The sequence below is a fragment of the Arthrobacter sp. AOP36-C1-22 genome (assembly GCF_052377515.1).
Lineage (GTDB): Bacteria > Actinomycetota > Actinomycetes > Actinomycetales > Micrococcaceae > Arthrobacter_H.
In genome coordinates, this window is sequence record NZ_JBQSWW010000006.1 from 63,459 (window position 1) to 87,012 (window position 23,554).

Below are 23,554 nucleotides of genomic sequence, written 5' to 3' on the forward strand. Positions count from 1 at the left end.
TCTCCCGCCAATCGCTGGACGGGCGTGGCGGAACTGCGGGCGCTTTCCCAGACCACCTGGAATCGTGGCTCCTTGCTCCGCGAGCTGATCGATCCGACGCAGACCTATCCCCGCCGTCGTCCGCTGAAGAAACCCACGGCCGCCCAGCTACGCACCGATTTCGGGGCGGCGAAGGCGTGGGCCGGGGAACTATTCGCAGCCTCCGGGGACTTCACGATGGAAACCGTGGACCTCGGGCGCACCACGATCGGCAGCAACGCGGTACCGTCCGCCGTGGTGTTCGCCTCGGCCCGCGAGGAAATCGCCTTCGTCGGGAAAGGCCGGGAGGCGCAGCGCTTTGTTTCACTGACCGAGCGGCTCGTGGGCGTGGAGCCGCTGTTGAAGACCTGGGCGCTCAAACGACCGCTGGAACTGCTCGATTGCGGGCAACGGGCCATCACCGCGGCACGGGTGGCCCTTTGGCTGCAGGAGAACCCCAGTCCGGGCATCTACCTCCGGCAATTGAGCCTGCCCGGCGTGGACACCAAGTTCGTGGAGGGCCATCGGCGCATCATCGAGGCGATGGCAACGATCCTGGCGACCGGGGCTGCAGCCAGCGGTGAGGCTCCTGCCGCCGACGCATCCCGGGAGACCGACTCCCCCGCTGCTGCGGAGCCTGCGTCCTTGCTGGTCACGCCCAGCTCCCCCGCCGCGCGCTTCGCCCAACGACACGGATTCCTGCATCCGCCCGAACGCGTACGGTTCCGCATGCTGGATCCTGCCATCCCGGTCCTGGGCGGCGCGCGGGACCTGACCATCACGGCGGAGGCCTTCGCGAGTCTCGAGCTGCCAGTGGAACGCGTGGTGGTGACGGAGAACCTCGTGAACTTCCTGGCGCTGCCGGAGCGCCCGCGCACTCTGGCACTTTTCGGAGGCGGCTACGGATTCTCCATGCTGCGCGATGCCCGCTGGCTCCACGGATGCCAGGTGCACTATTGGGGTGACCTGGATACGCACGGTTTCGTGATCCTGGACCAGTTGCGTTCGTTGCATCCCGGGGTGGCCAGCGTCCTCATGGACGAGGCAACGTTGCTGGGCCACCGTGAGATCTGGGGTATCGAGCCGACCCCGTCGCGCGCCACGCTGACCCGGCTAACGGATCCCGAAGCTTCCGTTTACCAGGCGTTGCGCGACGATGAACACGGCCCTGCCGTCCGCCTGGAACAGGAGCTGATCCGATGGCAGTGGGTGCTTGACCGCTTACCCTGACCCGGTGTCGTCGACGGCGTCGTGCTGCTCTTGTGCCCGGCAAAGTCATGGACCACCCCGGTCACCGCGCGTAGCGTGGGTGGCAGGCCACCCGTGGCAGCCCGACCACCGTGGGCGGCCGTGGCCCGAGGAGAGACGGCCGCATGGCGAATAAACCAGCACGATCGCTTCTCCTCCCACTCTCCATCCTCGCGATACTTCTCGCCTGCGGATTCACCGTGGTCGACGGGAACGTGAGTTGGTCCTGGGACCCGGCTCCGTGGGTGGCCGGCCTCTTGGTTGTTGCGGGCCTGCCCCTAGGTGGCTGGCATGTCGTCCAGCGCTCCCGGCACTCCCCTCGCCCCAGTTCTTAGCCTGCCAACAGACCTTCCTCGCCTCCAGGTGCTGCCCGGGAGGATGGGGCTTTTCTTACAGACCTCGCTGATCACGCCGGATCGGGTGGTCCTGTGGAATCTGGACCAGCACGATCCGCGTTCCATCAGGGTCCTCGACCCAGGCCTCGATGAGTCCCCACGGCTCCTGACGGGCTTCCCGCACCGCCGTGACTCCGCGGGCAGCGATCATTTCCAGCTCGGCAACGACGTCGCGCACCTGTAGCCACAGGACCAACGACGACGGGGTGCCAGGTTCCCTCGTACCGGAGACCTCCAGCAATCCGTTGCCCAGAAAGAATACGATGCCCGTCTGCTCTCCGGTGCCGAACTCCCGGGAGACCCCCAGATCGAGGACGTCACGGTAGAACGCCTGGGTTTGCTGCAGATTCACCGGGCGCAGGAGCACGCGGCTCGAAAGGATATCCATGTCCCGAGTCTGCCGTGATCAGGCCCCCGGATGCTAGAGGTTGCAGGAACCCATCGGCCTCCCGCTGGCCGGCACGTGCACCAAAACCGGATGGGGAGTTCTCCCCATGGACGGCGGGCCTGCGCATCTGAGAGGCTCATGGCGGCCAAGGGGGCCAATCCTGACCACACAGCTACCACTTTTCCGGGGGAAAGCCATGGCCTACAAGATCGATCCTGCGCAATTGCACGCGATCCTCCTCGACGTTGCCGCCGATGGGGAATCACTGCGTTCCGCAGCAAAAGACACCAAATCGTCGGGCGACGACGCAAGCGGCAACTTCGGGAATGCCACCACCGTCTCCGCGGCGTTCGGCCGTTTCTGGAGCCCCCGTGATGACATCGGCCAGCGGGTGGCCAGCCTGGTGTTCCGCAAGACCACCTCCGTGTCCGACGCCGCCCTCGCCTTGATCCACGCCGATGGGGAGATGTCCACCGAAGCATCGACGGCCTTGGACCGCGTACCCGTCGCGTATCAGACACCGCCGATCTTCGACGTCGGCAAGCCCGCGTCCCCGTTCACCTTCTCGAGGTAGGGCCGATGACATCCCTTGGAACCTTTCCCCGCATCGACGTCCCTTGGGACGATCTCGAAGACTCCGCCATGGATATGGACACCCGGGCCGGTACCACGTCGAGCTATCTGAAGGATGCACAGACAGCCTGGAAACGTCTTCCCGGTGCCTACGAGCATGATGAAACCCAAGCCACGGTCTATGCAGCCCTCGATGACCTGACGACGCCGCTGGACGACTGGAGCAATGCGCTGTGTCTGACAAAAACAGCGATCTGCGATTTCGTCGATACCGGACGGAAACTGCAAAAGGAGTCCGAATCACTGGATGCTGCCTTGCCGGGTCTGAAGTCCAAGGTCGAGGCCGATCCGGACGGGGAGGACTCCGGAACCACTTCGGAGGTGACCGACTTCAACGAACGTGCGCGGCAGCTGCGAAGCGACTGGGAAACGGCCCAATCCACGGCAGCGGAGGCCTTGGGTGGCATTACTGCGGGGACCGGCAGCACCCTGCCGATGTCCGAGCCGCTCGGCGGGTCCTCCCTGCCGAAGGTGTCCTGGGCCGACTTCACCTCCGGACTCGATGAGGATTTCGGCAAGGTCAGACCCGAGGACTTGCTGGCTTCCCTGCGCGGCTTGTCTTCCGACGAGCTGAGGGTCTGGGCCAACGTCAACCCCGAGGCTGCCGAGGCCCTGGCCAATAATGAGCTCAGGGCCGGAACCACCCCCGGTTCCGCGGAAGCCACCATGCTGACCGCCATGGAGGACAATGACGAGCTCACCCGCGAGGGTATCGCCGGTATCCGCGACGCCTGGTCGGGCTTGAGCGATAAGAGCCGGGAGAAGTTGCTGCTGTTGTACCCGGGGAAGTTCGGTAATCTCAACGGCGTGCCGATGGCCGCCCGCGCCACGGCAAACATCATCACGGTCGCCGGGTTCCGCGAACAGGTCCGTCGAAAGCAAGCCACCGCGGATCCCGAACCGAACATCAACGACTTCACCGCAGACGCCTTCTCCAAACCCGGCCATGATCGGGTTCGTGCCTACGAGGCTCAGGGTTTGTTTGAAGCGGCACATCAGGAGTGGGAAGAGAGGAAGCATAATCTGCAGAGCCAGGCCGAGGGTCTCGAATATGCCTGGGAACATGAAACCCAGGTCGTCATGGTCTCGCTGGACGGTGACGGGCGCGTGGTTTCCATGAAAGGAACCCCCTCCGAGGACACCGACACGGTTTCCACCCTGGTTCCAGGTACGGGCGCCGACCTCGGCGAGCTCCAGAGTTACACCGAGCGGTTGGATGCGGTCGATGGCGCCCCGTCCCCCCGGAAGGTCTCCTTCTACTGGCAGGGGGCCGACCTGCCGAATGAGGTATCGGACAACCTGACCAGCAAATACAACGAGGAGGGTTCGTCGAAGCTTGCCGCCTTCGACTTCGCGGTCGACGCAGAGATTCCCGACGATGCCCGCAGCACTTACGTGGGATACAGCGCCGGCGGCTCACTCCTCGGCACGGCCGAGCGCGAAGGCCTGAACTCGGACAACATCGTGTACGTCGCTCCTGCTGGTACAGGCAATAATGTTGGCAGCATCGAAGATACCGGCCCCTCCGAAGATGACAATAATTCAGAAGCCAACCGTTATTGGGTCCAGACCCGCGATGACCCGATCCATTGGGCACAGGACTTCGGCGGCGGATACCACGGGAGGGCGTGGTGGTCAGGGAGCTACCCGGATCAACAAATGGGCGCCCACCGTTTGGAGTCGGGCTTCCTCGACAGCAGCGACCCCAAGTCCATCGTGAAGGGCCATGTCGAGTACTTCAAACCGGGCTCGACCTCGGCTCAGAACATCCAAGAGGTCATCGAAGGCGGGAACGTCAGCCTATTCGTAGAAGACCGCCAGCATCCTGGTCCTCGTGCAGGTACTTTCTCACCGTTCGCGAGAAACCCCGAGGACTACGCTTACGGCAAGCTGGAGACTGTGCCGACAGAGAGCTTGGAACAATGACCCGTCACCAACGATTCGCCGCCGGCGCCCTTGCTGCCCTGGCCCTTATGCCTATTTTGGGAGGCTGCTCCATGTCCACCACCCCGAGTCCCGCAGACGCCTCGAAGTCCTCGGCGTCGCTCAAGGAGGAATTCACCCGGTTGATGCCTCCGTTCCTCACCACATTGTCCGAGGGTGCCGAGATGGGCTATAAACGAGTCCGCGAGGAAAGTTGCCTGGCCCATGAGGTGGACAATCCACAGGTCAATACGTCCTGGCTCGGCTGGGCTATTGGTGAAGCCAGCAATACTGCCGCAGCAAACCAGTCACTCGACGATCTGGAAAAGCAACTCGTCGACGACGGCTGGGAGAAGGAGAACGAAATCGAGAAACCCGATACCGACGTCGGCGGCGTTCGGAAGCTGTTCTTCCGGAAAAGCGACCTTGGCATCACCACGGAGCTTCATCGCTCGTCCGGCCAGGAGACGCTCGACATCAAACTCACCTCGCGTTGCGTCGATCAGCCCGTCGAACACCGGATGCAACGTTCTGAACTCGACCCCGGCTACGGCAAGAGCAGCCAGTACTACGACGACTGGAAATAGGCCTTCCAGCCCGATGCGGACAACCGACACCGACGGAAAGCCAAAGAACCCGTGAACCACCACCCCGGACACTCCGGCCGGAAACCCAAGACCGTACCGCGACTGCTGACGGTTGCTGCGGGCCTTGCCGTGATCATGTTCCTGATGTCCGGATGTTCAACGAGTAGCACGCCCGATCCCTCTGAAGCCTCGAGTGCCTCGACAGCTCGGGGCCAGCAAGTCGGGCCACTGCTCCTAGAGCTATCGGAGGTCGTCGGAGACGACGCTGACCTGAAGGTCGACGATGCCCGTGAGGAAACATGTCTGCGCCCTGAAAACGACGCCCCGCAGACGAAAACCCGCTGGGTTGGCCTGGCCACCGCTGCGGTCAAGGGCGATGCCCGGAGCAAGGCCCACCACGCCCTCGACCGAATCGACCAGCACCTACAAGCTGACGGCTGGGAAAAGAAGAACGAGGTCAAGCGCCATGAAGGGGAAGCCCGCATGCTCTTCTTTGGCAAAGGCGATCTAGGAGTCACCGCCGAACTCAGGAATGGCTCCAAGTACGCCAAGCCGTCCATGGAGGTCTTTGTCTCTACTCCCTGCATCGACCAACCGGTCGAACACCGGATGCAACGTTCTGAACTCGACCCCGGCTACGGCAAGAGCAGCCAGTACTACGACGACGCCTAGAAAGAAGTGACGCCAGCGGACCGATGGTCCGCTGGCGTCCAGATCGTTCGGGGTCGACCGTACTACTCCTGGCGGAGGCGCAGCCCCTGCATCCCGCCATCGACGGCCATGGAGGTTCCGGCCACGGAGCCGGAGAGTGGGCTCGCGAGGTAGGCCACGGCACCGGCAACTTCCGATGCGGCAACCAGACGTCCGTGCGGCTGACGGGCGTTGAGGGAGGCCCGCTCGGCTGCGGGGTCTTCGGCGGAGTCCAGCAGGCGTCCGATCCAGGGGGTATCCACCGTTCCGGGGTTGACGCAGTTCACTCGGATGCCTTCGCGGATGTGGTCGGCAGCCATGGCCAGCGTCAAGGAGAGCACGGCGCCCTTCGACGCAGAATACAGCGCACGCTGCGGCAGCCCGGCCGTGGCGGCGATGGAACAGGTGTTCACGATGGCCGCCGAGTCCGACTGGCGCAGATGCGGAAGCGCGGCGCGACTGACCCGAGCGATACCGATCACGTTGATGTTCAACACGCGAGCCCATTCGGCGTCGTCATTGGCAGCGATATCACCCTGGGCACCGATCCCGGCATTGTTGACCACGATATCCAAGCGACCGAACTTGGCTACGACGGCGTCGACGGCGGAGCGCACTGACTCATCATCGGCGACATTGCATTCGACGCCGAAGTACTCGCTGCCTGCGGGGTTCAGATCCAGCACGGCCACCTGCGCTCCACCGGCGACCAGACGATCGGCGACGGCGGCCCCAATACCTGAGGCACCGCCGGTGACGATGGCGACGAGGTTCTCGAATTCGTTGTTCATACTGCTTCCTTAGCTGTTGCGCGGTAGAACTCCTGGCGCTGCCGGCCGAGTCCTTCGATTTCGAGCTCGATGACGTCACCGGGCTGGATGTAGGGGAAGCGTCCGGACAAGGCGACTCCCTGCGGGGTGCCGGTCAACAGGACATCGCCCGGTTCCAGGAGCATGTATTGGCTGACGTGGTGCACCACGGTGGCCAGATCAAAGATGAGATCCTCCGTGCTGGAGTCCTGCCGCGGTTCGCCATTGACCCAGGAGCGCAAACGGAGCTTTTCGCCGTCGAGCTGATCGGCGGGAACCATCCACGGGCCCAGCGGCGTGGATGCTGGCAGGGACTTGCCCTTGGTCCACTGCCCGGCGGCACCGGGGATCTGGTATTCGCGTTCGGACAGGTCGTTGGCCTGAACGAAACCGGCAATGCACGCAGCTGCTTCTTCGACGCCGGAAAGATAGGTTGCTTCCTGGCCGATGACGATCCCCAGCTCCACCTCCCAGTCGTACTTCTGGGCCGACGGAGGAATGGGCGCGGCGTCATAGGGTCCGCAGACGGTGTTGGAGGGCTTGAGGAAGACCACGGGGATCGTCGGCGGCTCCGCACCGGACTCCGCCGCATGGGCGACATAGTTCATGCCGATGCAGACCACGGATCCCGGCCGGGCAATCGGTGAGCCGACGCGGACCCCTTCCAACCCGATCTCCGGCAGGCTTCCCGACTCCAGGGCTTCACGGGTGCGGGCCACACCGCCGCCGGCCAAGAACCTTCCGTCGATATCGTTGGTCAGTGACGACACATCGAAGTATTTCTCCTCGCCGTCGGCTTCCTGGGCAATGACCACCGGCTGTTCTTCGCCGGGGGCGCCTAGACGCGCAAATTTCACGTTCATTTTTCCTCCGTCACAGCTCTAACATCCGAACTCTTCATCTATATTATCTGCTAAACCTCACAAAAGAGACTTATTGACAAGAGAAAGATCGGATGTTTGGGTTGAGCGCAGAGTCAGAATCGCCAGAGTGCGGTGTTGCCCGGTTCTCCATCAGGGAAATTTCCAGGGACACCGCGAAACTAGGAGCACCATGAGCGTCATCACCTCGGTGGATGTCTATGACATCCGCTTCCCCACTTCGCTGGAACTCGACGGTTCGGATGCCATGAACCCGGACCCGGACTACTCGGCCGCGTATTTGACGATCGGCACCGATGCGGGCGACGGTTTCGAGGGCCATGGTTTCGTGTTCACCATCGGCCGCGGCAACGAAATCGAAACCGCCGCCATCAAGGCACTGGCCGACCACGTCATGGGTTCGAATGTCGAGGAACTGCTCGGTGACATGGGCACCACCTGGAAGATGCTCAACAACGATTCACAGCTCCGGTGGCTCGGCCCCGAAAAGGGCGTGATGCATATGGCCATCGGTGCCGTCGTGAACGCCTTCTGGGACCTGAAGGCCAAACGGGCCGGGATGCCGCTCTGGGATCTGTTGGCCTCCATGAGCCCCGAGGAACTCGTGGCCCTGGTGGACTTCCGCTACCTCAGCGATGCGCTGACCCCCGAGGAAGCATTCGAGATCCTCCGGCGTGCAGAACCCGGCAAGGCCACGCGCCGTGCCGAGCTGCTGGCCGGGGGCTACCCGGGCTACACGACGACCCCGGGATGGCTGGGCTACAGCGACGAGAAACTGGCCCGGTTGTCCAAGGAAGCCGTCGCCGAGGGGTTCAAACAGATCAAGCTCAAAGTCGGGGCCTCGTTGGACGACGACATCCGCCGCGTGCGCATTGCCCGCGAGGCCGTGGGGCCGGACATCGGGGTCGCCGTGGACGCCAACCAGCGGTGGGACGTCGCCGACGCCATCGACTGGATGTCACATTTGGCCCCCTACGGCATCGCCTGGATCGAGGAGCCCACCAGCCCCGACGACATCCTGGGTCATGCCGCCATCGCCCGCGGCGTTGCACCGATCCCGGTGGCCACCGGCGAACATGTCCAGAACCGCGTGGTCTTCAAGCAGATGCTGCAGGCAGGGTCCCTGCAGGTCCTGCAGATCGACGCCGCCCGGGTGGCCGGGGTGAACGAAAACGTCGCGATCCTGCTGCTGGCCGCCAAATTCGGGGTCCGCGTCTGCCCGCACGCCGGCGGCGTGGGGCTCTGCGAAGCGGTCCAACATCTGTCCATGTTCGACTTCGTGGCCGTTTCCGGTGAGCTGGAAGGCCGGATGATCGAATTCGTCGACCACCTGCACGAGCACTTCATCACCCCCGTGGACGTCCACGGCGGGAACTACTGGCCACCGTCGACCCCCGGCGCGGGAACGGAGATGTTGCAGAAGTCCCTGGCCGACTACAGTTTCCCCGATGGACCCGTCTGGACCGGACAGCCGGTTTCCGCATCATCCGGAAGTGGATCTTTCCCCGAACCAGGAGCCACCGATGCCTGAAACCATTGCCCTGCACACCCAGCTCAAGCCCGGCGCCGAGCAGGACTACGCCGACGCCCACGCGGGGATCCCCGCCGAACTGGTCGCCGCCCTGAAGGAGGCCGGAGTCCGCAACTGGCGCATCTGGCGCAGCGGTCTGGACCTCTTCCACGTCCTGGACGTGGACGATTACCAGGCCATGCGCCATGCGATCGCCGACCATCCAGCCAATGTCCCCTGGCAGGCCCGGATGGCCGAAATGCTGGCCGTCGAAGACGACTACTCGGGCGACGACTCCGGCATTCCGCTGGTGTGGGCGCTGCCATGAGCACCGTCGCACCCGGAGCCGGCGGTGCGCCCGAACTGGGTCGACTGGGTTTCGGTGCCGCGGGCATCGGCAACCTGTACAAGGCGATGCCCGACGACCAGGCAACCGCCATCGTGGAAGCCGCCTGGGACTCGGGCGTCAGGTACTTCGATACGGCCCCGCACTACGGCCTCGGTCTGTCCGAGCGCCGTCTGGGGGCCGTGCTGGCCACCAAGCCACGGGATCAGTTCGTCATCTCCACGAAGGTGGGACGGCTGCTGGCCCCCAACCCGGACGCGTTGCCCGGTGGTTCCAACGCCGGAGCCCGTGACGACGAGGGCTTCGACGTGCCCGCCACCAGCCGCCGTGTCTGGGACTTCTCCGAGGCGGGGATCCGCCGCAGCCTCGAGGAGTCCCTGGAACGACTCGGTCTGGACCGCGTGGACATCGCCTATCTGCACGATCCCGATGTCCATGACCTCCAGGCAGGCATCGACCAGGGTCTTCCTGCCTTGGAGCAGCTGCGCGCCGAGGGACTCATCCGGGCCATCGGGGTCGGCACGAATTCCGCGCAGGCGGCGCTGGAATGCGTTGAAGCCTCCGATCTGGATCTGGTCATGCTGGCCGGACGCTACACCCTGCTGGAGCAGCCCGACGGGCCGCTGCTGGAGCGCTGCCTCGAACGCGGCACCGGTCTGGTGAATGTGGGGGTCTACAACTCCGGGCTACTAGCGCGGGCCGAGGTCAGCGATGATGCCCACTACAACTATGAACAAGCCCCACGCGAAATGGTGCAACGGGCCCGGGAGTTGGCTTCGATCTGCCAGGACTTCGGGGTCGAACTACCGAAGGCTGCCCTGCAATTCAGCCTGCGCCACCCCGCCGTGGTGAACGTGACGGTCGGGGCCAGCTCCTCGTCCCAAATGGTCTCCAACGCTGAGCGGATGGGGCAGGACATCCCCGAGGCACTCTGGGAGGCCCTGACGGAGCGCGGACTCCTCTCATGAGCCGGCCCATTATCGACGCGCACCTGCACCTGTGGGAGCTCGACGACGCCGACACCGCGGCCGGCGGTGGCGATGCGCCGAAGGCCTACGCCTGGTTGGGCCCCCAGCACGGCATCCTCCACCGCAGCCACGGGGCCCGGGAGGCCCACGACGCCCTCGCGGGCGGAGGCGTCGAGAACGCCGTGCTGGTCCAGGCCGACGACACCGCCGCCGATACGGCGGCCATGCTCGCCGTGGCGCAGGAGAGCCCCTGGGTGCTCGGCGTCGTCGGGTGGATCCGGCTCGATGACCCCACCGGCGCCCGCGCCGCCCTGGACCTCCTGGGGGCCGAGACGAAGTTCAAGGGCATCCGCCATCTGGTCCACGACGACCCGCGCCCCGATTTCCTCGAACTTCCTGCAGTGCGCGAATCCCTGGAAGCCGTCGCTGCTTCCGGGCTGGCCTTCGACGTTCCCGACGCCTTTCCGGGCCACCTGGACCAGACCGTGCAGCTGGCCCGCGATCTCGACCCCCTGACGGTGGTCCTGGACCATCTGGGCAAGCCGCCGCGTTCGGACGAGCAGGCGATGCCGAGCTGGCAGCGGGACTTCAGGGCCCTGGCGGAACTTCCCCGGACGGTCGCGAAGATCTCCGGGCTGTTCATCCCGGGACTGCCCTATACGGCGGATGCCCTCCGCCAGGTGTGGGATGAGGCATTGGAGGCCTTCGGACCGGAGCGGCTCATGTTCGGGGGCGATTGGCCCATCAGCCGGCTGGGTGGTTCCTACGGTGAGACCGCTGGCCCGCTGTTCGAGCTGATCTCCACGCTCTCCGACTCCGAGCAGGAGGCCGTGCTGCACGGGACCGCGGCCCGGGTCTACCAACTGGGCGACGACCACTAACTGCGGACCGACCGGAAACCGGCTACATCGCCTCGCGCAACCAGGCTTCCACACCGCTGACGTGCACGGTCAGCAAGGCCCGGGTGAGTTCGGCATCGCCGCGCTCCAGGGCATCGGCAATGGCCTGGTGTTCGGCCAGGGTGCGCGCCACCGCGTGGTCCTGGGTCAGCCCCCGCCAGATCCTCGCCCGTACGGTGCTTCCAGAGAGCGCCTCGACCAGACTGCCCAGGTATTCGTTGCCGGCGGCCTGGCCGATGATGCGGTGGAAATCCAGGTCGTGGGCCACGAGTTCCTCGATGCCGGTGGTCTCGTCGATCCCCTCCATCGTGGCGCGCAGGGCTTGAAGTTCCTCGGCCGACATCCTCGAGGCGGCCATGAAGCCGCTGGCCGGTTCGAGGATGCGCCGGACTTCGAAGAGTTCGAGCACCGACCGGTCCTGGTGCAGCTCCACGATGAAGGCCACCGCCCCGTTGAGCAGGTTCGCATCCAGCGACGTCACGTAGGTTCCGTCACCGCGGCGGACGTCCAGCACCCGAATCAGTTCCAGGGCCTTGACCGCTTCTCGCAGTGAATTGCGCGAAAGTCCGAGCCGTTCGGCCAGCTCCTTCTCCGGGGGAAGCCGGTCCCCCGCCTTGAGCTCCTCGCGCAGCAACATGCCCTTGATCTTGTCGATCGCCTCATCAGTCACAGCCATGGCCACCATCCTACGGTCAATCATCGGACCTTTGCCGGTCAACCGCCCCGGATGGACTGTCCCCACGGCCAGTCAGCGACCGATTGACAACCCCCGGGAGCGGCGGGACAGTGGAATCGACGACGGATTCCCGCCGGCACCGTTCCAGTCAAAAGGACCACGTGAAATGCCCGCAGCTCAACGTCTAGACATCCACGGCATCGATGCGGCCGCCTACCAGCCGATGTTCGCGTTGGAGAAGTACATCCATGGTGGCAACCTCGGAGAAGATCTGCTGGCCCTGGTGAAGATCCGGGCCTCCCAGATCAACGGCTGCGCCTACTGTCTGGAAATGCACGGCCGCGAAGCCCGCGCCGCCGGGGTGGAGGCCCGCCGCCTCGACGTCCTCGCCGGATGGCATGAAGCCTCCGGCCTGTATTCGGACCGCGAGGAGGCGGCACTCGCACTGACCGAGGAGATGACCCTGATCAGTCAGGCCGGTGTCTCTGATCAGACGTGGGAACGGGTCGGCAACGAATTCACGGACCAGGACACCGTCACGTTGATCATGGCCATCTGCGCGATTAACACCTGGAACCGGATGGCCATCAGCACCCGCCAGGCGCTGCCGGAGGTCGCTGCACCCACCCCGGGCCCGGCATCATGAGCACCGCCGGCATCCTGTCCGACGCACTCGAACGCGAGCACCGCGAGATCGACGGCGGCATCGAGGCCTTCACCGCCGGGGCCACGACAGGGTCCTACGACGACGCGGCCCTGTTGCGGGCACTGGCGGCCCTGCGTCGACATATCTATCTGGAGGAGGTCTTCCTCTTCCCGCCCCTGCGTGAGGCCGGGTTGATGATGCCGATCATGGTCATGGAACGAGAGCACGGAGAACTCTGGCAGCTGATGGACACCGTGCAGGCAGCCCACGACGGCGGGGCCGCACCCGCCGAACTGGTCTCCACCTGCCAGGAACTGCTCTCGCTGCTGGACCGGCACAACTCCAAGGAGGAGCCGATCATCTACCCCCAGGCCGATACCGCCTTGGAGGAGCAGGCCCACGCCCAGCTGCAGGAATTCATCGCCTCCGGGACCATGCCCGAAGGGTGGGTCTGCCACCGCGCGGCCAGTTAAACCGGCAGGCCACCCGCTCGTAGGCCGGTGGCCGGAGACACAGTGCGACGGCGGTGCCACGCAGGCACCGCCGTCGCACTGGGGTGATCTGGGCGGCAGAACCGCCGGCCGGATCAGTCGCTGAGGTCAACGACCTCGAACTCGAGCAGTTCCATGCCCGTGGCCACCGGGGCACCCTTGGAATGGTCATGGCCCGGGCGCTGGTCACGCCAGTTCTCGAAGTCCTCGCGGGTGGCCCACTGCGTGTAGACGAAATACCGGTCGTCGCCGGCCACGGGGCGCAACAGCTGGAAGCCCTCGAACCCCGGTGAACCGTCGACCGAATGCTTGCGGGCGGCAAAACGCTTCTCGAGTTCCGAACCGGCCTCGACCGGGACCTTCAGGGCGTTGATGACGACGATGGACACGGGTGCTCCTTCCAGGCCCGGGGCGTCCGGACCGCTACCCTCCCACGCTACCCCCACAGTGTCTGCGGCGGCCGTGAGAGGCCTCTCATTCGGGGGGCCGAACCTGCGGGTTAACCCGACTCAACATTCCCTGAAGCCCCTCCATACCCGGGTGTACAGTGCGGGTCATGACTTCACCTGTGGACTGGCTCACACGCCTGGTAGCTTTCGATACGACCTCCCATCGCTCGAACCTCGAGCTGATCGACTGCGTGGCCGCGGAACTGCGCCGGCACGGCGTGGAGCCCCTGCTGTTGCCCCACGACCAACAGGACGGGGTGCGCAAGGTGAACCTCTTTGCCACCTTCCCGGCGAAGGACGGCTCCACCGAGGGCGGGGTGGTCCTCTCTGGTCATACCGACGTCGTCCCGGTGGAAGGACAGGACTGGGACAGCGACCCCTTCACCGTCACCGAACGCGACGGCCGGCTCTACGGGCGTGGCACCGCCGACATGAAGGGCTATCTGGCGGTCATCATGTCCCGGGTGGAGGCGATCGCCGCCGCCCCGCTGGCCCGACCGGTGCATCTGGCCTTCTCCTACGACGAGGAAGTCGGACTGCTCGGTGCCCAACGGATGATCGGCCAATTCGCCGAGCACGGCATCAAACCCGCCTCCTGCATCGTCGGTGAACCCTCGGGAATGTGGGTGGTCCGCGGGCATAAATCGATCAACCTGTTCACCGTCACCTTCCGTGGCGTCGCGGCGCACTCCTCGCTGACCCCGCAGGGCTCCAACGCCATCCATCATGCGGGCCGCTTCATCGAGTTCTACCGGCAGCTCACCGAGGAATGGCGCCGCGAGGGCCCCTTCGATACGGCCTACCCGGTGGCCTTCACCACCGGCGGGGTCAACCTGATTTCCGGGGGCATTGCCGGCAACACGGTCCCCGACTCCTGCGAGATCGAGTTCGAGTTCCGTGCCTTGGGAACCGTGGACACCGCCCCGGTGGTGGCAAGGATCCGTGAGTTCCTCTTCGACACCCTGGAACCGGCGATGAAAGCCGAAAACGAAAAAGCCGGGATCGAGCTGGTGGTCAAGGCACAGGGTCCCGGCCTGGAGATCGGCCCCGACGCCGATATTGTGGCCCTGGCCCGTGACTGCGGTGGGCATCCGACCGATGAGAAGGTCACCTACGGCACCGAAGCCGGGCTGTTCCATGGCGCAGGAATCGAGACGGTGGTGTGCGGGCCCGGGGAGATCGCCGTGGCCCACGCCGCCAACGAATACGTCGAGCTGGAACAACTCGCCGCCTGCGAGGCATTCATCGATACGCTCATCACCGAGCTCGGGCAGGACCGGGCATGAGCGGGCCGAGCGCCGGGCCAGGCACCTCGGCCGCGCCACACACCATCACCGAGGCGGACCGTTCCCGGGCCCGCCGCGCCGTCATCGCCTCCTCCATCGGCAACGCCCTCGAGTGGTTCGACATCATCGTCTACTCCTCCTTCGCCGTCGTCATCTCCGCCCTGTTCTTCGAACCGGCGGGCGAGGCGGGAGGACAGACCACCGGGATCCTGTTGACCTTCGGCGCCTTCGCCGTGTCCTACCTGATCCGCCCCTTGGGCGCCATAGTGCTGGGCTCCTACGCCGATCGACACGGGCGCAAGGGCGCACTGACCCTGACGATCATGCTGATGATGCTCGGCACCCTGATCATGGCCTGCGCCCCCACCACCGAGATGATCGGCCCGGCGGCGGCGTTGGTGATCCTGCTGTCCCGACTCATCCAGGGATTCTCCGCGGGCGGCGAATTCGGGACCGCCACCGCATTCCTGATCGAGAACGCCCCGGATAAAAAAGCGTTCTACGGTAGTTGGCAGGTGGCGACCCAGGGTGTTTCGATGTTCCTGGCCTCCGCCTTCGGATTCACCCTGTTCACCTTCATGGACCACGACGCCCTGTATTCCTGGGGGTGGCGGATCCCGTTCTTCTTCGGGCTGCTGATCGGCCCGGTCGGACTCTACATCCGGTTGAAGATGGATGAGACCCCCGACTTCGAGGCGGCCCGCGGGAACCTGACCAAATCACCGCTGGCCGCCACCCTGCTCGGCGCGGCACCACGCTGGGTCACCTCGGCGTCCATCGTGGGTCTGGCCAGCGTGTCGGTCTACCTGATCCTGTTCATGCCCACCTATGCGGTCCAGAACCTGGACCTGCCCTCCTACGCCGGCTATCTGGGCGGGATCATCTCGGGGATCGTCACCCTCATCGGGGCCCCGCTGGCGGGCAAGCTGGCCGACCGGATCGGTTGCGTGAAGGTCATGCTCTTCGCGGCGGTGCTGGCCGTGCTGGTCGCGTTCCCGCTGTTCCTGATCCTGGTCGCCGCCCCCGGCGTCGCGGTGCTCACGGCCGTCCAGGTGGTCCTGGGCATCCTGATGGCCGCCTACTTCGGTCCGTTGCCGGCCCTGCTGGCCCAGATGTTCCCCACGAACATCAGGACCACCGGGATGTCCATCTCCTATAACGTCGGGGTCACCTTGTTCGGCGGCTTCGCCCCGCTGATCCTGGCCTGGTTGATCAGCACCACCGGTTCATTATTGGCGCCGAGTTTCTACTACATCGCGATCGGCCTGATCTCCTTGGCCGGGCTGGTGGCTGCGCGCCGGGTCTTCGGGAAGGCATAGTCCCTTCGTTTCGCTGCGATTTCGCACATTCGGTCGCCCGACCATCCGTCAGTCACAGTACGAATTTTCGATAAGCCGCCACTACTCACCGGATAAGCCCGGAAGAGCGGCGAGAAGTTGCGGATACTAGCTCGCTCAGCCCAGTCATCGTCCGGGATTCTCTCGCACCCACTTTTCTGCTCTGTCCACCATCGGCCCATGAGGCGGCATCCCGGAACAGATTGCCTCCCCTATGTCCAGCCCCTTCGTCTTGGCAGGTCGCCCGCAGGCCGGGATAGAGCGCCACACTTGCCCCCAATTGCGACACCAATCCCTGGTGAGATCCCTCAGGTTGTTCAAGTTCAAGCTCTGTTCAAGTATACTGAACATCAAACAATCTTGAACGCAGGAGGTAAAGAATGAGGCCCGATCAGAGTCTGATCGAACATGTTCTCGAGCAGCTTCACGAGTACGGCGTCCAGATTTCTCCCAATAAGCCAACGAAAGAACTGCTGCCCGGCGAGGTATTGAACGCTGACATCTCTCACGCCAGGGGGTCCACAGAAACCCAACTCGTCTATCTAGCGACCGGCACGCTAACGGAGTACTACCAACTACGCACCCCAATTTCCAAGGATAGCCGCGACGTCACCGTGCTTGCCGAGTACATGAATGAACGAAGCGCCTCAGCCTTTCGCAACCTTGGTATTCAGTACCTCGACGCCTCCGGAAATGCCTATTTTGATTTCCCCGGTGTTCACCTCGATATCCGAGGACGACAACCCAGCGAATCAAGCTTTTCGCCACGCACGGACGCGGTTGCACCAATCAACCTGTTGTCACCACGGCGCGCACAAGTCGTCTTTGCTCTCCTATGCTGGCCCACGCTAATTCAACAACCCGTGCGCAGAATCGCCCGCGCAGCAGGCGTTTCCACCGGAACCGCACAAGCAACGATCAAAGAACTCGAAAATAGCGGCTACGTTGTAGGCTCCGCGCTCACCCACGGCGACGAACTATTAGATATGTGGCTGGCGGCTTACTCCACTGGATTAGGAACAAAACTGAGCCTCGCCCAATTGGAAGGTGAGATTTCGAATTTTGGCACATCACCCGGAGATGACGAACTACTTCTCGGCGGCGAATCGGCTGTGACACGTTGGATAAAACCAACAACGTTGGTTCTTTACACGCCGAAGTTTGACCCTACTGTAGCTATCAGGCATCGGTGGAAGGCCGGTCGCTCTCCCAACATATACATCCGACGAGCATTTTGGGAGAACCCCACGGACTTGGCTCCACGGCAAACACCCCTCCTCCTGACATATGCCGACCTCCTCGCATCACGAGAGCCGCGGCAACGAGAAGTGGCAAGGCTATTGGAGCAAGATGTTCGATCTATCGTGCACTGATCGACGCCTCTTCGACCTGCCTAACACGGTCGTTGAAGAAATTCTCAATATCAGCAACATCAATCCCGCAGATATAATGCTGATTGGTGCTGTTAGCCGCGACATTCTGCACAGCGCACACAAGCACACCTTCGCTCTACGCAGTACCAGCGATATCGATGTGGCACTGACACTGGCGTCCTGGGATGCATTCGACGATCTGGTATCTCGCCTCGAACCTACAGGCGATACCGGAATTCGGTACTATATCCGTTCACTTCCGGTGGATCTCATGCCTTTCGGAGACATCGAGAATCCAACAGGCAGTTCACCCCCTTCACCCCGCAAAGAAAGCGTGGCCGTCTTCGGGTTTAGAGAAGTCATTGAACAAGCAACTCCTCTGACTTTGCCCTGTGGAGCAACCGTTAGTGTTCCACACCCCGCGGGCTACACGGCACTCAAAATGAAGGCATGGACTGATCGTGCACCATCACACGAGACCAAAGATGTCTCCGATTTATCAGTTCCGGCCTTTTGGTATCAAAAATCCGCAGCAATCCAAGACCGCCTCTACGAAAGCAAGCAAGGACGGGACGTACTCCTCGCCTATGATCTGGAAGCCGACCGAGCTGCCATTCACCTTCTGGGTCTAGACGTACGCGAACATCTAGGCACCGAGCGTGCGGCAGAACTCGACGACACGTGGTCTTGCTCACCACTCGAGCTCTTCGCCCGAAACTTTGGCCAAGCAGAAATCCCCGGGTGGCCGGTCAAAAGTGATACCCAGAGGGCTTCATTCACCGAAGCTCTGACAGCAGGATTGCATGGCCTTCAGGGACCACTGGAGAGCCGCTGAGGTCGACCTTCACCCGACGGCGCGGTTGGCTCGGGACTATCTACCACATCGCGATCAGCCTGAGCTCGTCAGATGAACTGCCGGTGTGCGCCGAGCTTTCCGCAAGCGAAGAGTCCGGAGGCGCCAACGAGACGGAACGACCTTGCCTTATTCATGCTCAGTCTCCACGACCTCGACTTAGTGAACTTTCGATTCGCTGGGAGCCGCATGTCCGGCCTTCGGGCCAGGACACAAAGTCGACGTCACCGGCCGAGGAAGTCACGAACAGAGCTACTGCCCCGGGGTGTCGGGCAGCAGCGAGCGGCGGTCCTCGGCGATCGATGAGTGGCTGGACATGCCGCCGTCGACCACTAGGCACTGCCCGGTGACGTAGCGGGACTCCTCGGAGGCCAGGTACAGCATCGCCTGGGCGATGTCCTCCGCGGCACCGATGTAGGGCAGGGCATTATGTCCGCGGATGGACTCAATGGCCTCCTGGGGCAGGTTGTCTCGCAGCGCGGGGGTCATGATGGCGCCCGGGGCAATGGAGTTGCAGCGTACGTTCTGTGCCCCGTACTGCGTGGCCATGTATTCGGTCAGCCGGATCACCGCGGCCTTCGCCGTGCCGTAGGAGACCTGCAGGAAGTCCCCGGAGAGCCCTCCGACGGACGCGGTGTTGATGATCGACCCGCCTCCTGCGGCAATGATATGCGGAAGGGCGGCCCGCGAACCGACCACGGTGCTGCGCACGTTCAGCTTCATCGTCCGGTCGAATTCATCCATGTCCAGGCGCAGCAGGTCCAGGTCCTTCTTTGGGTTGCTGCCCCCGACGTGGTTGCACATGATGTGCAGGGCCCCGAACGTCGAGACTGCGGTGTCGACCAGCCCGGTCAGCGAGGCCTCGTCCATCGCGTCGACCGCCACCCCGATGGCAGTACCGCCGTCGGCGGTGATCTCCGCAGCCGCGGCCTCGGCCTGTTCTGGCTTCAGGTCCCCGATGACGACCTTGGCTCCTTCGGCGGCGAACAACTTCGCTGCCGCCAGCCCGATGCCGCTGGCTCCTCCGGTGATGACTGCTACCTTGTCCTAGATCCGACCCATGGTTCGCTCCTTGCCCTCGAGAGTTTGGTCCACCCACCCTAGTCCTCATCCCCCGGTCGCTGCCGAGCTTGCCCGGCGGCCAGAACAGGGCTACTGAGGTTCGGTGATCAGTCCTTCCGAGACCATCCAGTCGTAGGCGACATCGGCAGGTTCCTCGCCGTTGACGTCGACCTTGAGGTTCAGGCCACGCATGACCTCGTCATCGAGCCGGGAGGAGACCTCCGCGAAGACATCTGCCAGCTGCGGGTATTCCTCGAGGGTCTCTGTACTGATGACCGGGGCGAGGTTGTAGGCCGGGAAGAACTTGCGGTCGTCCTCCAGGACCACCAGGTCCAACGCATCGATCCGCCCATCGGTCGTGAAGACCTCGCCAAAGTTGCAGTCGCCGTTGGCGGTGGCCGAGTAGACGGCACCGGTGTCGTAGATGCCGATGTTGTCATCGGGCACCCCTTTCGCGTCCCCACGCTTCATCCCGTAGTCCTTCAGCCAGGGATTGAAGCCATCGGACCGCGAATTGAACTCGGACTCCACGCAGAACGTGCGGTCCTTCACCGGCAGCTTGGCAATCTGGGACATCTTGCTGATCCCGCCTAGGTCTTTCACCGCGTCCTTGCGCACCGCAAAGGAATAGGTGTTGTTCTCGGGCGAGGGCCGGCCCCAGGTCAGGCCGTTGCCCAGGTCCTCGTCATGGACGGCCTGCCACTGCTTCTCCTTATCGGGGATGCCCTCCTCGTGGCCCATGTAGATGATCCATCCGGTGCCGGTGTAGTCCCAGCCCATGTCGGCCTTGCCGGAGACCAACAGATCACGGAAGGGCTGGCTGCCCGGGACATTGGACAGGTCGGTGACCTTGAACCCCGCCGCGGTGGCGGCCAGCACGGCCATCTTGCCCAGCGTCAGCGCCTCGGTGTAGTTCTTCGCGGTCACCACCAGCGAGGCATCGTCGGGCAACCCCTCGGCAGGTTCGATGATCCCCGGATCGGCCTTGGGGACATAGGACGCAGCCGGCTGCAGCCCGCAACCGGCCAGCAGGGAACCCACGGCAAGGGCGGCGGCGGCCGCATGGACGCGCCGTCTGGCCGCGGGGCGCCGCGGGCCCCGGGCGGGGAAATGAACAGCCATTTCTAGAGTCCCTTCGGGCGGGCAACATGCTCGACGAGCCGTCCCAGCCAGTCAATGACCAGCGCCAGCAGGGCCACCAGCAGCGAGCCGGCCACCAGCACGGTGCTGAGGTTGAGGTTGACACCGGTGACGATCAGGATTCCCAGTCCGCCACCGTTGATGAAGGCAGCCAGCGTCGCGGTCCCCACCAGCAGGACCAGTGCGGTGCGGATGCCCGCAAGCATCACCGGTACGGCCAACGGCAGTTCCACCTTGAACAGCACGGCACTGGAGCTCATGCCCATGCCGCGTCCTGCCTCGATGAGCCGCTCGTCGACCTGGCTGAGTCCAACCATCGTGTTGCGCAGGACGGGAAGGATCGCATAGGCGACCAGCGAGACCACTGCAGCGTTGAAGCCGAAACCCAACCAAAAGGCCAGCAACACGACCAGACCGATGGCCGGTGCCGCCTGGCCGATGTTGGCCACGGCCATCACCGGGCCGCTAAATTTGCGCAGCGGCCCCCGGGTGAGCAGCACGCCCAGCGGGAGGGCGATGACCAGCACGATGACGGCCGCCACGATGGTGAGCTTGAGGTGCTCGAGGGTGTACCCCCACAGTTCGCCGGGATCGAGGGTCGCTTTTTCCGTCGCGCTCAAATCGCTCAGTCCCAGCCAACCGATGAGCAGCAGGAAGGCGATGGCAATGCCGGCCAGCTGCCACCAGAGCGCCTTGGCCATGCCTCCATCCACCGCCCGGGACGCCTCGCCGACGGCGCCGGCGTCCGCGCCCGTGGTGGTCTCGAGGGAGCTCATGGTTGGCCACCATCCTGCGGCTCGCCGGGTGCTTCATCGTCATCAGTCCGCGACGCGTTGCTCCGCCCGGACGCCGCGACCGCTGCATCCACAGATGCTGTCGGGATGGCGCCGCTGTTCAGGCCCACCGGGGAAGCGGCATCGTCCCTGGCCGCTTCCTGGGCCGCATGGATGGACTCCATGACCGTGTCCACGGTGACCAGGCCACGGAAGACATCGCGTCTGCCGACCACCAACGCGGCACTGACGCTGTTGACCAGCATGACGTCCAGGGCGTCATTGAGGGTCGAACGGTCCGAAACCACCGCGAGGTCGGGATCGATCTGGTCGGTGATGACGTCCATGCGGCTCAGCTCGCGTCGGGACAGCCATTGCGCGGGGCGTTCGCGTGAATCGAGCACCACCACGTTCTTCTTCCCCTCCCCCTGCAGGCGCGAGAGGACATCGGAGACCGTGTCACCGGCGACCGCGGTGACCGCTTCCTCCAATTTCACGTCCTCCACGCGGTTGAGCGTGAGCTGCTTGAGCCCGGCGCCGGAACCGATGAAGTTCTCCACGAATTCGTTGGCCGGGTTGGCCAGGATGCGCTCCGGGGAGTCGTACTGCACCAGATGCGCCCCCTCGTCGAACACGGCGATCCAGTCACCGAGCTTCACGGCCTCGTCGAAGTCGTGGGTGACGCAGACGATGGTCTTCTGGAGTTCGGACTGGATGTTGATCAGTTCGTCCTGCAGCCGCTGACGGGTGATCGGGTCCACGGCGCCGAAGGGCTCGTCCATCAGCAGGATGGGCGGGTCGGCGGCCAGGGCGCGAGCCACCCCGATGCGCTGCTGCTGCCCGCCGGAAAGTTCCTTCGGGTAGCGGTCGCGGTAGGTATCGGGGTCCAGGGAGACGAGTTCGAGCAGTTCATCCACGCGGTCGGCGATGCGCTGCTTGGTCCAGCCGAGCATCTTGGGCACCAGGCCGATGTTGGTCGCCACCGTCATATGCGGGAAGAGGCCGCCGGCCTGGATGACGTAGCCGATCTGCCGACGGAGCTTGTCCCCGTCCATCGCGGTGACGTCCTGGTCGTTGATGACGATGCCGCCGCCGGTGGGTTCGATGAGCCGGTTGATCATCTTCAGGGTCGTGGTCTTGCCACAGCCCGATGGGCCGACGAACATGACGATCGACCCGGCGGGGATCTCCAGGGTCAGCCCGCCCACGGCCGGTGTGGCCTGGCCGGGATAGCGCTTGGTGACTTCCTCGAGCAGGATGGCGGCGCCCGTGACGCCGTTCTCGGAGCCTTGGGTGGTTGGTTTCAAATCAGACACGGATACCTCGCGGTGTGGTGAGCCGACCAATGCCGACAAGCAGCAGGTCGAGGATGAGGGCCAACAGGATGACGCCGACGACGCCGACGACGACCGACTCGAGCGCGTTGGCGCCCCCGAGCCGGGACAGACCGGAAAAAATGAACCCGCCCAGGCCGGGACCCAGGGAGTAGGCGGCGATGGCGGCGATCCCCATGACCATCTGCGCCGAGACGCGCACGCCGGCCAGGATGACGGGCCACGCCATGGGGATCTCCACCGTGGCCAGGGTGCGGAAGCGGCTCATGCCGATGCCGCGGGCCGACTCGACGACGGACGGCGGGATGCCGGCCAGGCCAACCACCGAGTTGCGCAGGATCGGCAAGGCGGCGAAGAACGTCACGACCACGACGGCGGGGGCGACACCGAAGCCCATGGGGGCGATGAGCAGGCCGATCAGCGCGAACGACGGGATGGTCAGGCCGATGGCGGAAATGCTGTTGGCTGCCCCGCTGGCTGCCTTGCTCCGGTAGACCAGGGCCGCCAGGACGATGGCGATGACCGTCGCGAGGATCAGGCATTGGACGACCAGGCTGAAGTGCTGCCAGGAGTCAAAGAGTATTTGGCGGTATCTATCGCCGACGAATTCCCACATGTTCAGACCCTCTTCACACTGGCTCCGGTAAGACTTTCGACGCGGCCCGAAGGGCTGCGTCATCCAGTCCCACCGTAGCCACGTATTTCCGATCGGGGGGCCATTTCGGCATAAAACCGTCTTCTGTTACCGGCTCGTCACCGCAAAGCGGCAGTCCCAAGCTCCCTTCGCGCCACGGAATCCCCGCGCAAAGCCCGCGGATCCAGCCTGACGCCAAGGCAGG

General features: G+C 64.2%; 24 protein-coding genes and 1 pseudogene. 15 read left to right on the forward strand and 10 right to left on the reverse strand.

What is annotated here, in order from left to right; genetic code table 11:
• Window positions 1-24: 24 nt before the first annotated feature.
• Window positions 25-1,248 (forward strand): Wadjet anti-phage system protein JetD domain-containing protein, encoded by a 1,224-nt coding sequence (locus ACT3S6_RS05200; protein ID WP_444554088.1) that lies wholly within the window; start codon window positions 25-27, stop codon window positions 1,246-1,248.
• A gap of 408 nt (window positions 1,249-1,656) precedes the next feature.
• On the opposite strand, the gene ACT3S6_RS05205 is transcribed toward ACT3S6_RS05200, so the two are convergent.
• The gene (locus ACT3S6_RS05205) at window positions 1,657-2,049 is read right to left on the reverse strand and encodes a VOC family protein (RefSeq protein ID WP_443383149.1); all 393 of its coding nucleotides are present in this window, start codon (window positions 2,047-2,049) and stop codon (window positions 1,657-1,659) included.
• A 196-nt stretch (window positions 2,050-2,245) separates the two neighbouring features.
• On the opposite strand from ACT3S6_RS05205, the gene ACT3S6_RS05210 reads away from it, so the two are divergent.
• The 4 genes from ACT3S6_RS05210 to ACT3S6_RS05225 all read left to right on the forward strand — a co-directional run bounded on the left by ACT3S6_RS05210 (window position 2,246) and on the right by ACT3S6_RS05225 (window position 5,864).
• Entirely contained in the window at window positions 2,246-2,623 is a 378-nt protein-coding gene (locus ACT3S6_RS05210; protein WP_444554089.1) for a hypothetical protein, read from the forward strand.
• Between the two features lie 5 nt (window positions 2,624-2,628).
• Window positions 2,629-4,608 (forward strand): hypothetical protein, encoded by a 1,980-nt coding sequence (locus ACT3S6_RS05215; RefSeq protein ID WP_444554090.1) that lies wholly within the window; start codon window positions 2,629-2,631, stop codon window positions 4,606-4,608.
• Window positions 4,609-4,679: 71 nt separating this feature from the next.
• The gene (locus ACT3S6_RS05220) at window positions 4,680-5,192 is read left to right on the forward strand and encodes a hypothetical protein (protein ID WP_443383140.1); all 513 of its coding nucleotides are present in this window, start codon (window positions 4,680-4,682) and stop codon (window positions 5,190-5,192) included.
• Between the two features lie 51 nt (window positions 5,193-5,243).
• Window positions 5,244-5,864 (forward strand): hypothetical protein, encoded by a 621-nt coding sequence (locus ACT3S6_RS05225; RefSeq protein ID WP_443383137.1) that lies wholly within the window; start codon window positions 5,244-5,246, stop codon window positions 5,862-5,864.
• Window positions 5,865-5,926: 62 nt separating this feature from the next.
• On the opposite strand, the gene ACT3S6_RS05230 is transcribed toward ACT3S6_RS05225, so the two are convergent.
• Both ACT3S6_RS05230 and ACT3S6_RS05235 read right to left on the reverse strand, forming a co-directional pair.
• Window positions 5,927-6,673 carry an SDR family NAD(P)-dependent oxidoreductase gene (locus ACT3S6_RS05230; RefSeq protein ID WP_443383134.1) on the reverse strand — a complete coding sequence of 249 codons (747 nt, stop codon included), beginning with the start codon at window positions 6,671-6,673 and terminating at the stop codon, window positions 5,927-5,929.
• The gene (locus ACT3S6_RS05235; RefSeq protein WP_444554091.1) at window positions 6,670-7,554 is read right to left on the reverse strand and encodes a fumarylacetoacetate hydrolase family protein; all 885 of its coding nucleotides are present in this window, start codon (window positions 7,552-7,554) and stop codon (window positions 6,670-6,672) included. The genes ACT3S6_RS05230 and ACT3S6_RS05235 overlap by 4 nt, the downstream gene beginning before the upstream one ends.
• 190 nt (window positions 7,555-7,744) lie before the next feature.
• Here ACT3S6_RS05235 and ACT3S6_RS05240 point away from each other — a divergent pair, with 190 nt between their 5' ends.
• Genes ACT3S6_RS05240 through ACT3S6_RS05255 form a run of 4 tightly spaced genes read left to right on the forward strand, consistent with a single transcriptional unit; the run spans window position 7,745 to window position 11,277 of the window.
• Window positions 7,745-9,103, forward strand: a complete 1,359-nt coding sequence (locus tag ACT3S6_RS05240; protein WP_444554092.1) for an L-fuconate dehydratase — start codon at window positions 7,745-7,747, stop codon at window positions 9,101-9,103.
• Window positions 9,096-9,410, forward strand: a complete 315-nt coding sequence (locus tag ACT3S6_RS05245; protein ID WP_443383127.1) for an L-rhamnose mutarotase — start codon at window positions 9,096-9,098, stop codon at window positions 9,408-9,410. Before ACT3S6_RS05240 ends, ACT3S6_RS05245 begins: the two co-directional genes overlap by 8 nt.
• Window positions 9,407-10,396, forward strand: coding sequence for an aldo/keto reductase (locus ACT3S6_RS05250; RefSeq protein WP_443383124.1), 990 nt, complete (start codon window positions 9,407-9,409; stop codon window positions 10,394-10,396). The genes ACT3S6_RS05245 and ACT3S6_RS05250 overlap by 4 nt, the downstream gene beginning before the upstream one ends.
• Complete coding sequence (locus ACT3S6_RS05255; RefSeq protein ID WP_443383122.1) at window positions 10,393-11,277, forward strand: amidohydrolase family protein; 885 nt, start codon at window positions 10,393-10,395, stop codon at window positions 11,275-11,277. The genes ACT3S6_RS05250 and ACT3S6_RS05255 overlap by 4 nt, the downstream gene beginning before the upstream one ends.
• A 22-nt stretch (window positions 11,278-11,299) precedes the next feature.
• On the opposite strand, the gene ACT3S6_RS05260 is transcribed toward ACT3S6_RS05255, so the two are convergent.
• On the reverse strand, window positions 11,300-11,971 hold the full coding sequence (locus tag ACT3S6_RS05260; RefSeq protein WP_443383119.1) for a FadR/GntR family transcriptional regulator: 672 nt from the start codon (window positions 11,969-11,971) through the stop codon (window positions 11,300-11,302).
• Between the two features lie 166 nt (window positions 11,972-12,137).
• Here ACT3S6_RS05260 and ACT3S6_RS05265 point away from each other — a divergent pair, with 166 nt between their 5' ends.
• Together ACT3S6_RS05265 and ACT3S6_RS05270 are read left to right on the forward strand one after the other, a co-directional pair.
• Window positions 12,138-12,617, forward strand: a complete 480-nt coding sequence (locus ACT3S6_RS05265; RefSeq protein ID WP_444554093.1) for a carboxymuconolactone decarboxylase family protein — start codon at window positions 12,138-12,140, stop codon at window positions 12,615-12,617.
• Window positions 12,614-13,090 (forward strand): hemerythrin domain-containing protein, encoded by a 477-nt coding sequence (locus ACT3S6_RS05270; RefSeq protein ID WP_444554094.1) that lies wholly within the window; start codon window positions 12,614-12,616, stop codon window positions 13,088-13,090. The genes ACT3S6_RS05265 and ACT3S6_RS05270 overlap by 4 nt, the downstream gene beginning before the upstream one ends.
• A 113-nt stretch (window positions 13,091-13,203) precedes the next feature.
• Here ACT3S6_RS05270 and ACT3S6_RS05275 read toward each other — a convergent pair whose 3' ends face one another.
• The gene (locus ACT3S6_RS05275; RefSeq protein ID WP_086996071.1) at window positions 13,204-13,497 is read right to left on the reverse strand and encodes an antibiotic biosynthesis monooxygenase family protein; all 294 of its coding nucleotides are present in this window, start codon (window positions 13,495-13,497) and stop codon (window positions 13,204-13,206) included.
• A 167-nt stretch (window positions 13,498-13,664) separates the two neighbouring features.
• Between ACT3S6_RS05275 and argE the strand changes: the two genes are divergently transcribed.
• The 4 genes from argE to ACT3S6_RS05295 all read left to right on the forward strand — a co-directional run bounded on the left by argE (window position 13,665) and on the right by ACT3S6_RS05295 (window position 18,388).
• Window positions 13,665-14,843, forward strand: a complete 1,179-nt coding sequence (gene argE / locus ACT3S6_RS05280; RefSeq protein ID WP_444554095.1) for an acetylornithine deacetylase — start codon at window positions 13,665-13,667, stop codon at window positions 14,841-14,843.
• Window positions 14,840-16,162 carry an MFS transporter gene (locus ACT3S6_RS05285; protein WP_444554096.1) on the forward strand — a complete coding sequence of 441 codons (1,323 nt, stop codon included), beginning with the start codon at window positions 14,840-14,842 and terminating at the stop codon, window positions 16,160-16,162. The genes argE and ACT3S6_RS05285 overlap by 4 nt, the downstream gene beginning before the upstream one ends.
• Before the next feature lie 398 nt (window positions 16,163-16,560).
• Window positions 16,561-17,553, forward strand: coding sequence for a type IV toxin-antitoxin system AbiEi family antitoxin (locus tag ACT3S6_RS05290; RefSeq protein ID WP_443383106.1), 993 nt, complete (start codon window positions 16,561-16,563; stop codon window positions 17,551-17,553).
• Window positions 17,531-18,388 carry a hypothetical protein gene (locus tag ACT3S6_RS05295; protein ID WP_444554097.1) on the forward strand — a complete coding sequence of 286 codons (858 nt, stop codon included), beginning with the start codon at window positions 17,531-17,533 and terminating at the stop codon, window positions 18,386-18,388. Before ACT3S6_RS05290 ends, ACT3S6_RS05295 begins: the two co-directional genes overlap by 23 nt.
• A 270-nt stretch (window positions 18,389-18,658) precedes the next feature.
• Here ACT3S6_RS05295 and ACT3S6_RS05300 read toward each other — a convergent pair.
• The 5 genes and pseudogenes from ACT3S6_RS05300 to ACT3S6_RS05320 form a co-directional block, all read right to left on the reverse strand.
• Window positions 18,659-19,441: pseudogene (locus tag ACT3S6_RS05300) on the reverse strand (SDR family NAD(P)-dependent oxidoreductase); the annotation flags it as partial.
• A 117-nt stretch (window positions 19,442-19,558) separates the two neighbouring features.
• Window positions 19,559-20,590, reverse strand: coding sequence for a glycine betaine ABC transporter substrate-binding protein (locus ACT3S6_RS05305; protein ID WP_444554098.1), 1,032 nt, complete (start codon window positions 20,588-20,590; stop codon window positions 19,559-19,561).
• Window positions 20,591-20,592: 2 nt separating this feature from the next.
• On the reverse strand, window positions 20,593-21,309 hold the full coding sequence (locus tag ACT3S6_RS05310; RefSeq protein ID WP_443383228.1) for an ABC transporter permease: 717 nt from the start codon (window positions 21,307-21,309) through the stop codon (window positions 20,593-20,595).
• 71 nt (window positions 21,310-21,380) lie between these two features.
• Entirely contained in the window at window positions 21,381-22,688 is a 1,308-nt protein-coding gene (locus tag ACT3S6_RS05315) for an ABC transporter ATP-binding protein (protein WP_443383225.1), read from the reverse strand.
• Window position 22,689: 1 nt separating this feature from the next.
• On the reverse strand, window positions 22,690-23,331 hold the full coding sequence (locus ACT3S6_RS05320) for an ABC transporter permease (RefSeq protein ID WP_444554099.1): 642 nt from the start codon (window positions 23,329-23,331) through the stop codon (window positions 22,690-22,692).
• Window positions 23,332-23,554: the final 223 nt, after the last annotated feature.

Excerpts from the sequence above, each read along its gene's own strand:
- ACT3S6_RS05205 (WP_443383149.1), bottom strand. The coding sequence starts at position 2,049 with ATGGATATCCTTTCGAGCCGCGTGCTCCTGCGCCCGGTGAATCTGCAG.
- ACT3S6_RS05210 (WP_444554089.1), top strand. The coding sequence starts at position 2,246 with ATGGCCTACAAGATCGATCCTGCGCAATTGCACGCGATCCTCCTCGAC.
- ACT3S6_RS05215 (WP_444554090.1), top strand. The coding sequence starts at position 2,629 with ATGACATCCCTTGGAACCTTTCCCCGCATCGACGTCCCTTGGGACGAT.
- ACT3S6_RS05220 (WP_443383140.1), top strand. The coding sequence starts at position 4,680 with ATGTCCACCACCCCGAGTCCCGCAGACGCCTCGAAGTCCTCGGCGTCG.
- ACT3S6_RS05230 (WP_443383134.1), bottom strand. The coding sequence starts at position 6,673 with ATGAACAACGAATTCGAGAACCTCGTCGCCATCGTCACCGGCGGTGCC.
- ACT3S6_RS05235 (WP_444554091.1), bottom strand. The coding sequence starts at position 7,554 with ATGAACGTGAAATTTGCGCGTCTAGGCGCCCCCGGCGAAGAACAGCCG.
- ACT3S6_RS05240 (WP_444554092.1), top strand. The coding sequence starts at position 7,745 with ATGAGCGTCATCACCTCGGTGGATGTCTATGACATCCGCTTCCCCACT.
- ACT3S6_RS05245 (WP_443383127.1), top strand. The coding sequence starts at position 9,096 with ATGCCTGAAACCATTGCCCTGCACACCCAGCTCAAGCCCGGCGCCGAG.
- ACT3S6_RS05250 (WP_443383124.1), top strand. The coding sequence starts at position 9,407 with ATGAGCACCGTCGCACCCGGAGCCGGCGGTGCGCCCGAACTGGGTCGA.
- ACT3S6_RS05255 (WP_443383122.1), top strand. The coding sequence starts at position 10,393 with ATGAGCCGGCCCATTATCGACGCGCACCTGCACCTGTGGGAGCTCGAC.
- ACT3S6_RS05260 (WP_443383119.1), bottom strand. The coding sequence starts at position 11,971 with ATGGCTGTGACTGATGAGGCGATCGACAAGATCAAGGGCATGTTGCTG.
- ACT3S6_RS05265 (WP_444554093.1), top strand. The coding sequence starts at position 12,138 with ATGCCCGCAGCTCAACGTCTAGACATCCACGGCATCGATGCGGCCGCC.
- ACT3S6_RS05270 (WP_444554094.1), top strand. The coding sequence starts at position 12,614 with ATGAGCACCGCCGGCATCCTGTCCGACGCACTCGAACGCGAGCACCGC.
- argE (WP_444554095.1), top strand. The coding sequence starts at position 13,665 with ATGACTTCACCTGTGGACTGGCTCACACGCCTGGTAGCTTTCGATACG.
- ACT3S6_RS05285 (WP_444554096.1), top strand. The coding sequence starts at position 14,840 with ATGAGCGGGCCGAGCGCCGGGCCAGGCACCTCGGCCGCGCCACACACC.
- ACT3S6_RS05290 (WP_443383106.1), top strand. The coding sequence starts at position 16,561 with ATGAGGCCCGATCAGAGTCTGATCGAACATGTTCTCGAGCAGCTTCAC.
- ACT3S6_RS05295 (WP_444554097.1), top strand. The coding sequence starts at position 17,531 with ATGTTCGATCTATCGTGCACTGATCGACGCCTCTTCGACCTGCCTAAC.
- ACT3S6_RS05305 (WP_444554098.1), bottom strand. The coding sequence starts at position 20,590 with ATGGCTGTTCATTTCCCCGCCCGGGGCCCGCGGCGCCCCGCGGCCAGA.
- ACT3S6_RS05310 (WP_443383228.1), bottom strand. The coding sequence starts at position 21,309 with ATGGCCAAGGCGCTCTGGTGGCAGCTGGCCGGCATTGCCATCGCCTTC.
- ACT3S6_RS05320 (WP_444554099.1), bottom strand. The coding sequence starts at position 23,331 with ATGTGGGAATTCGTCGGCGATAGATACCGCCAAATACTCTTTGACTCC.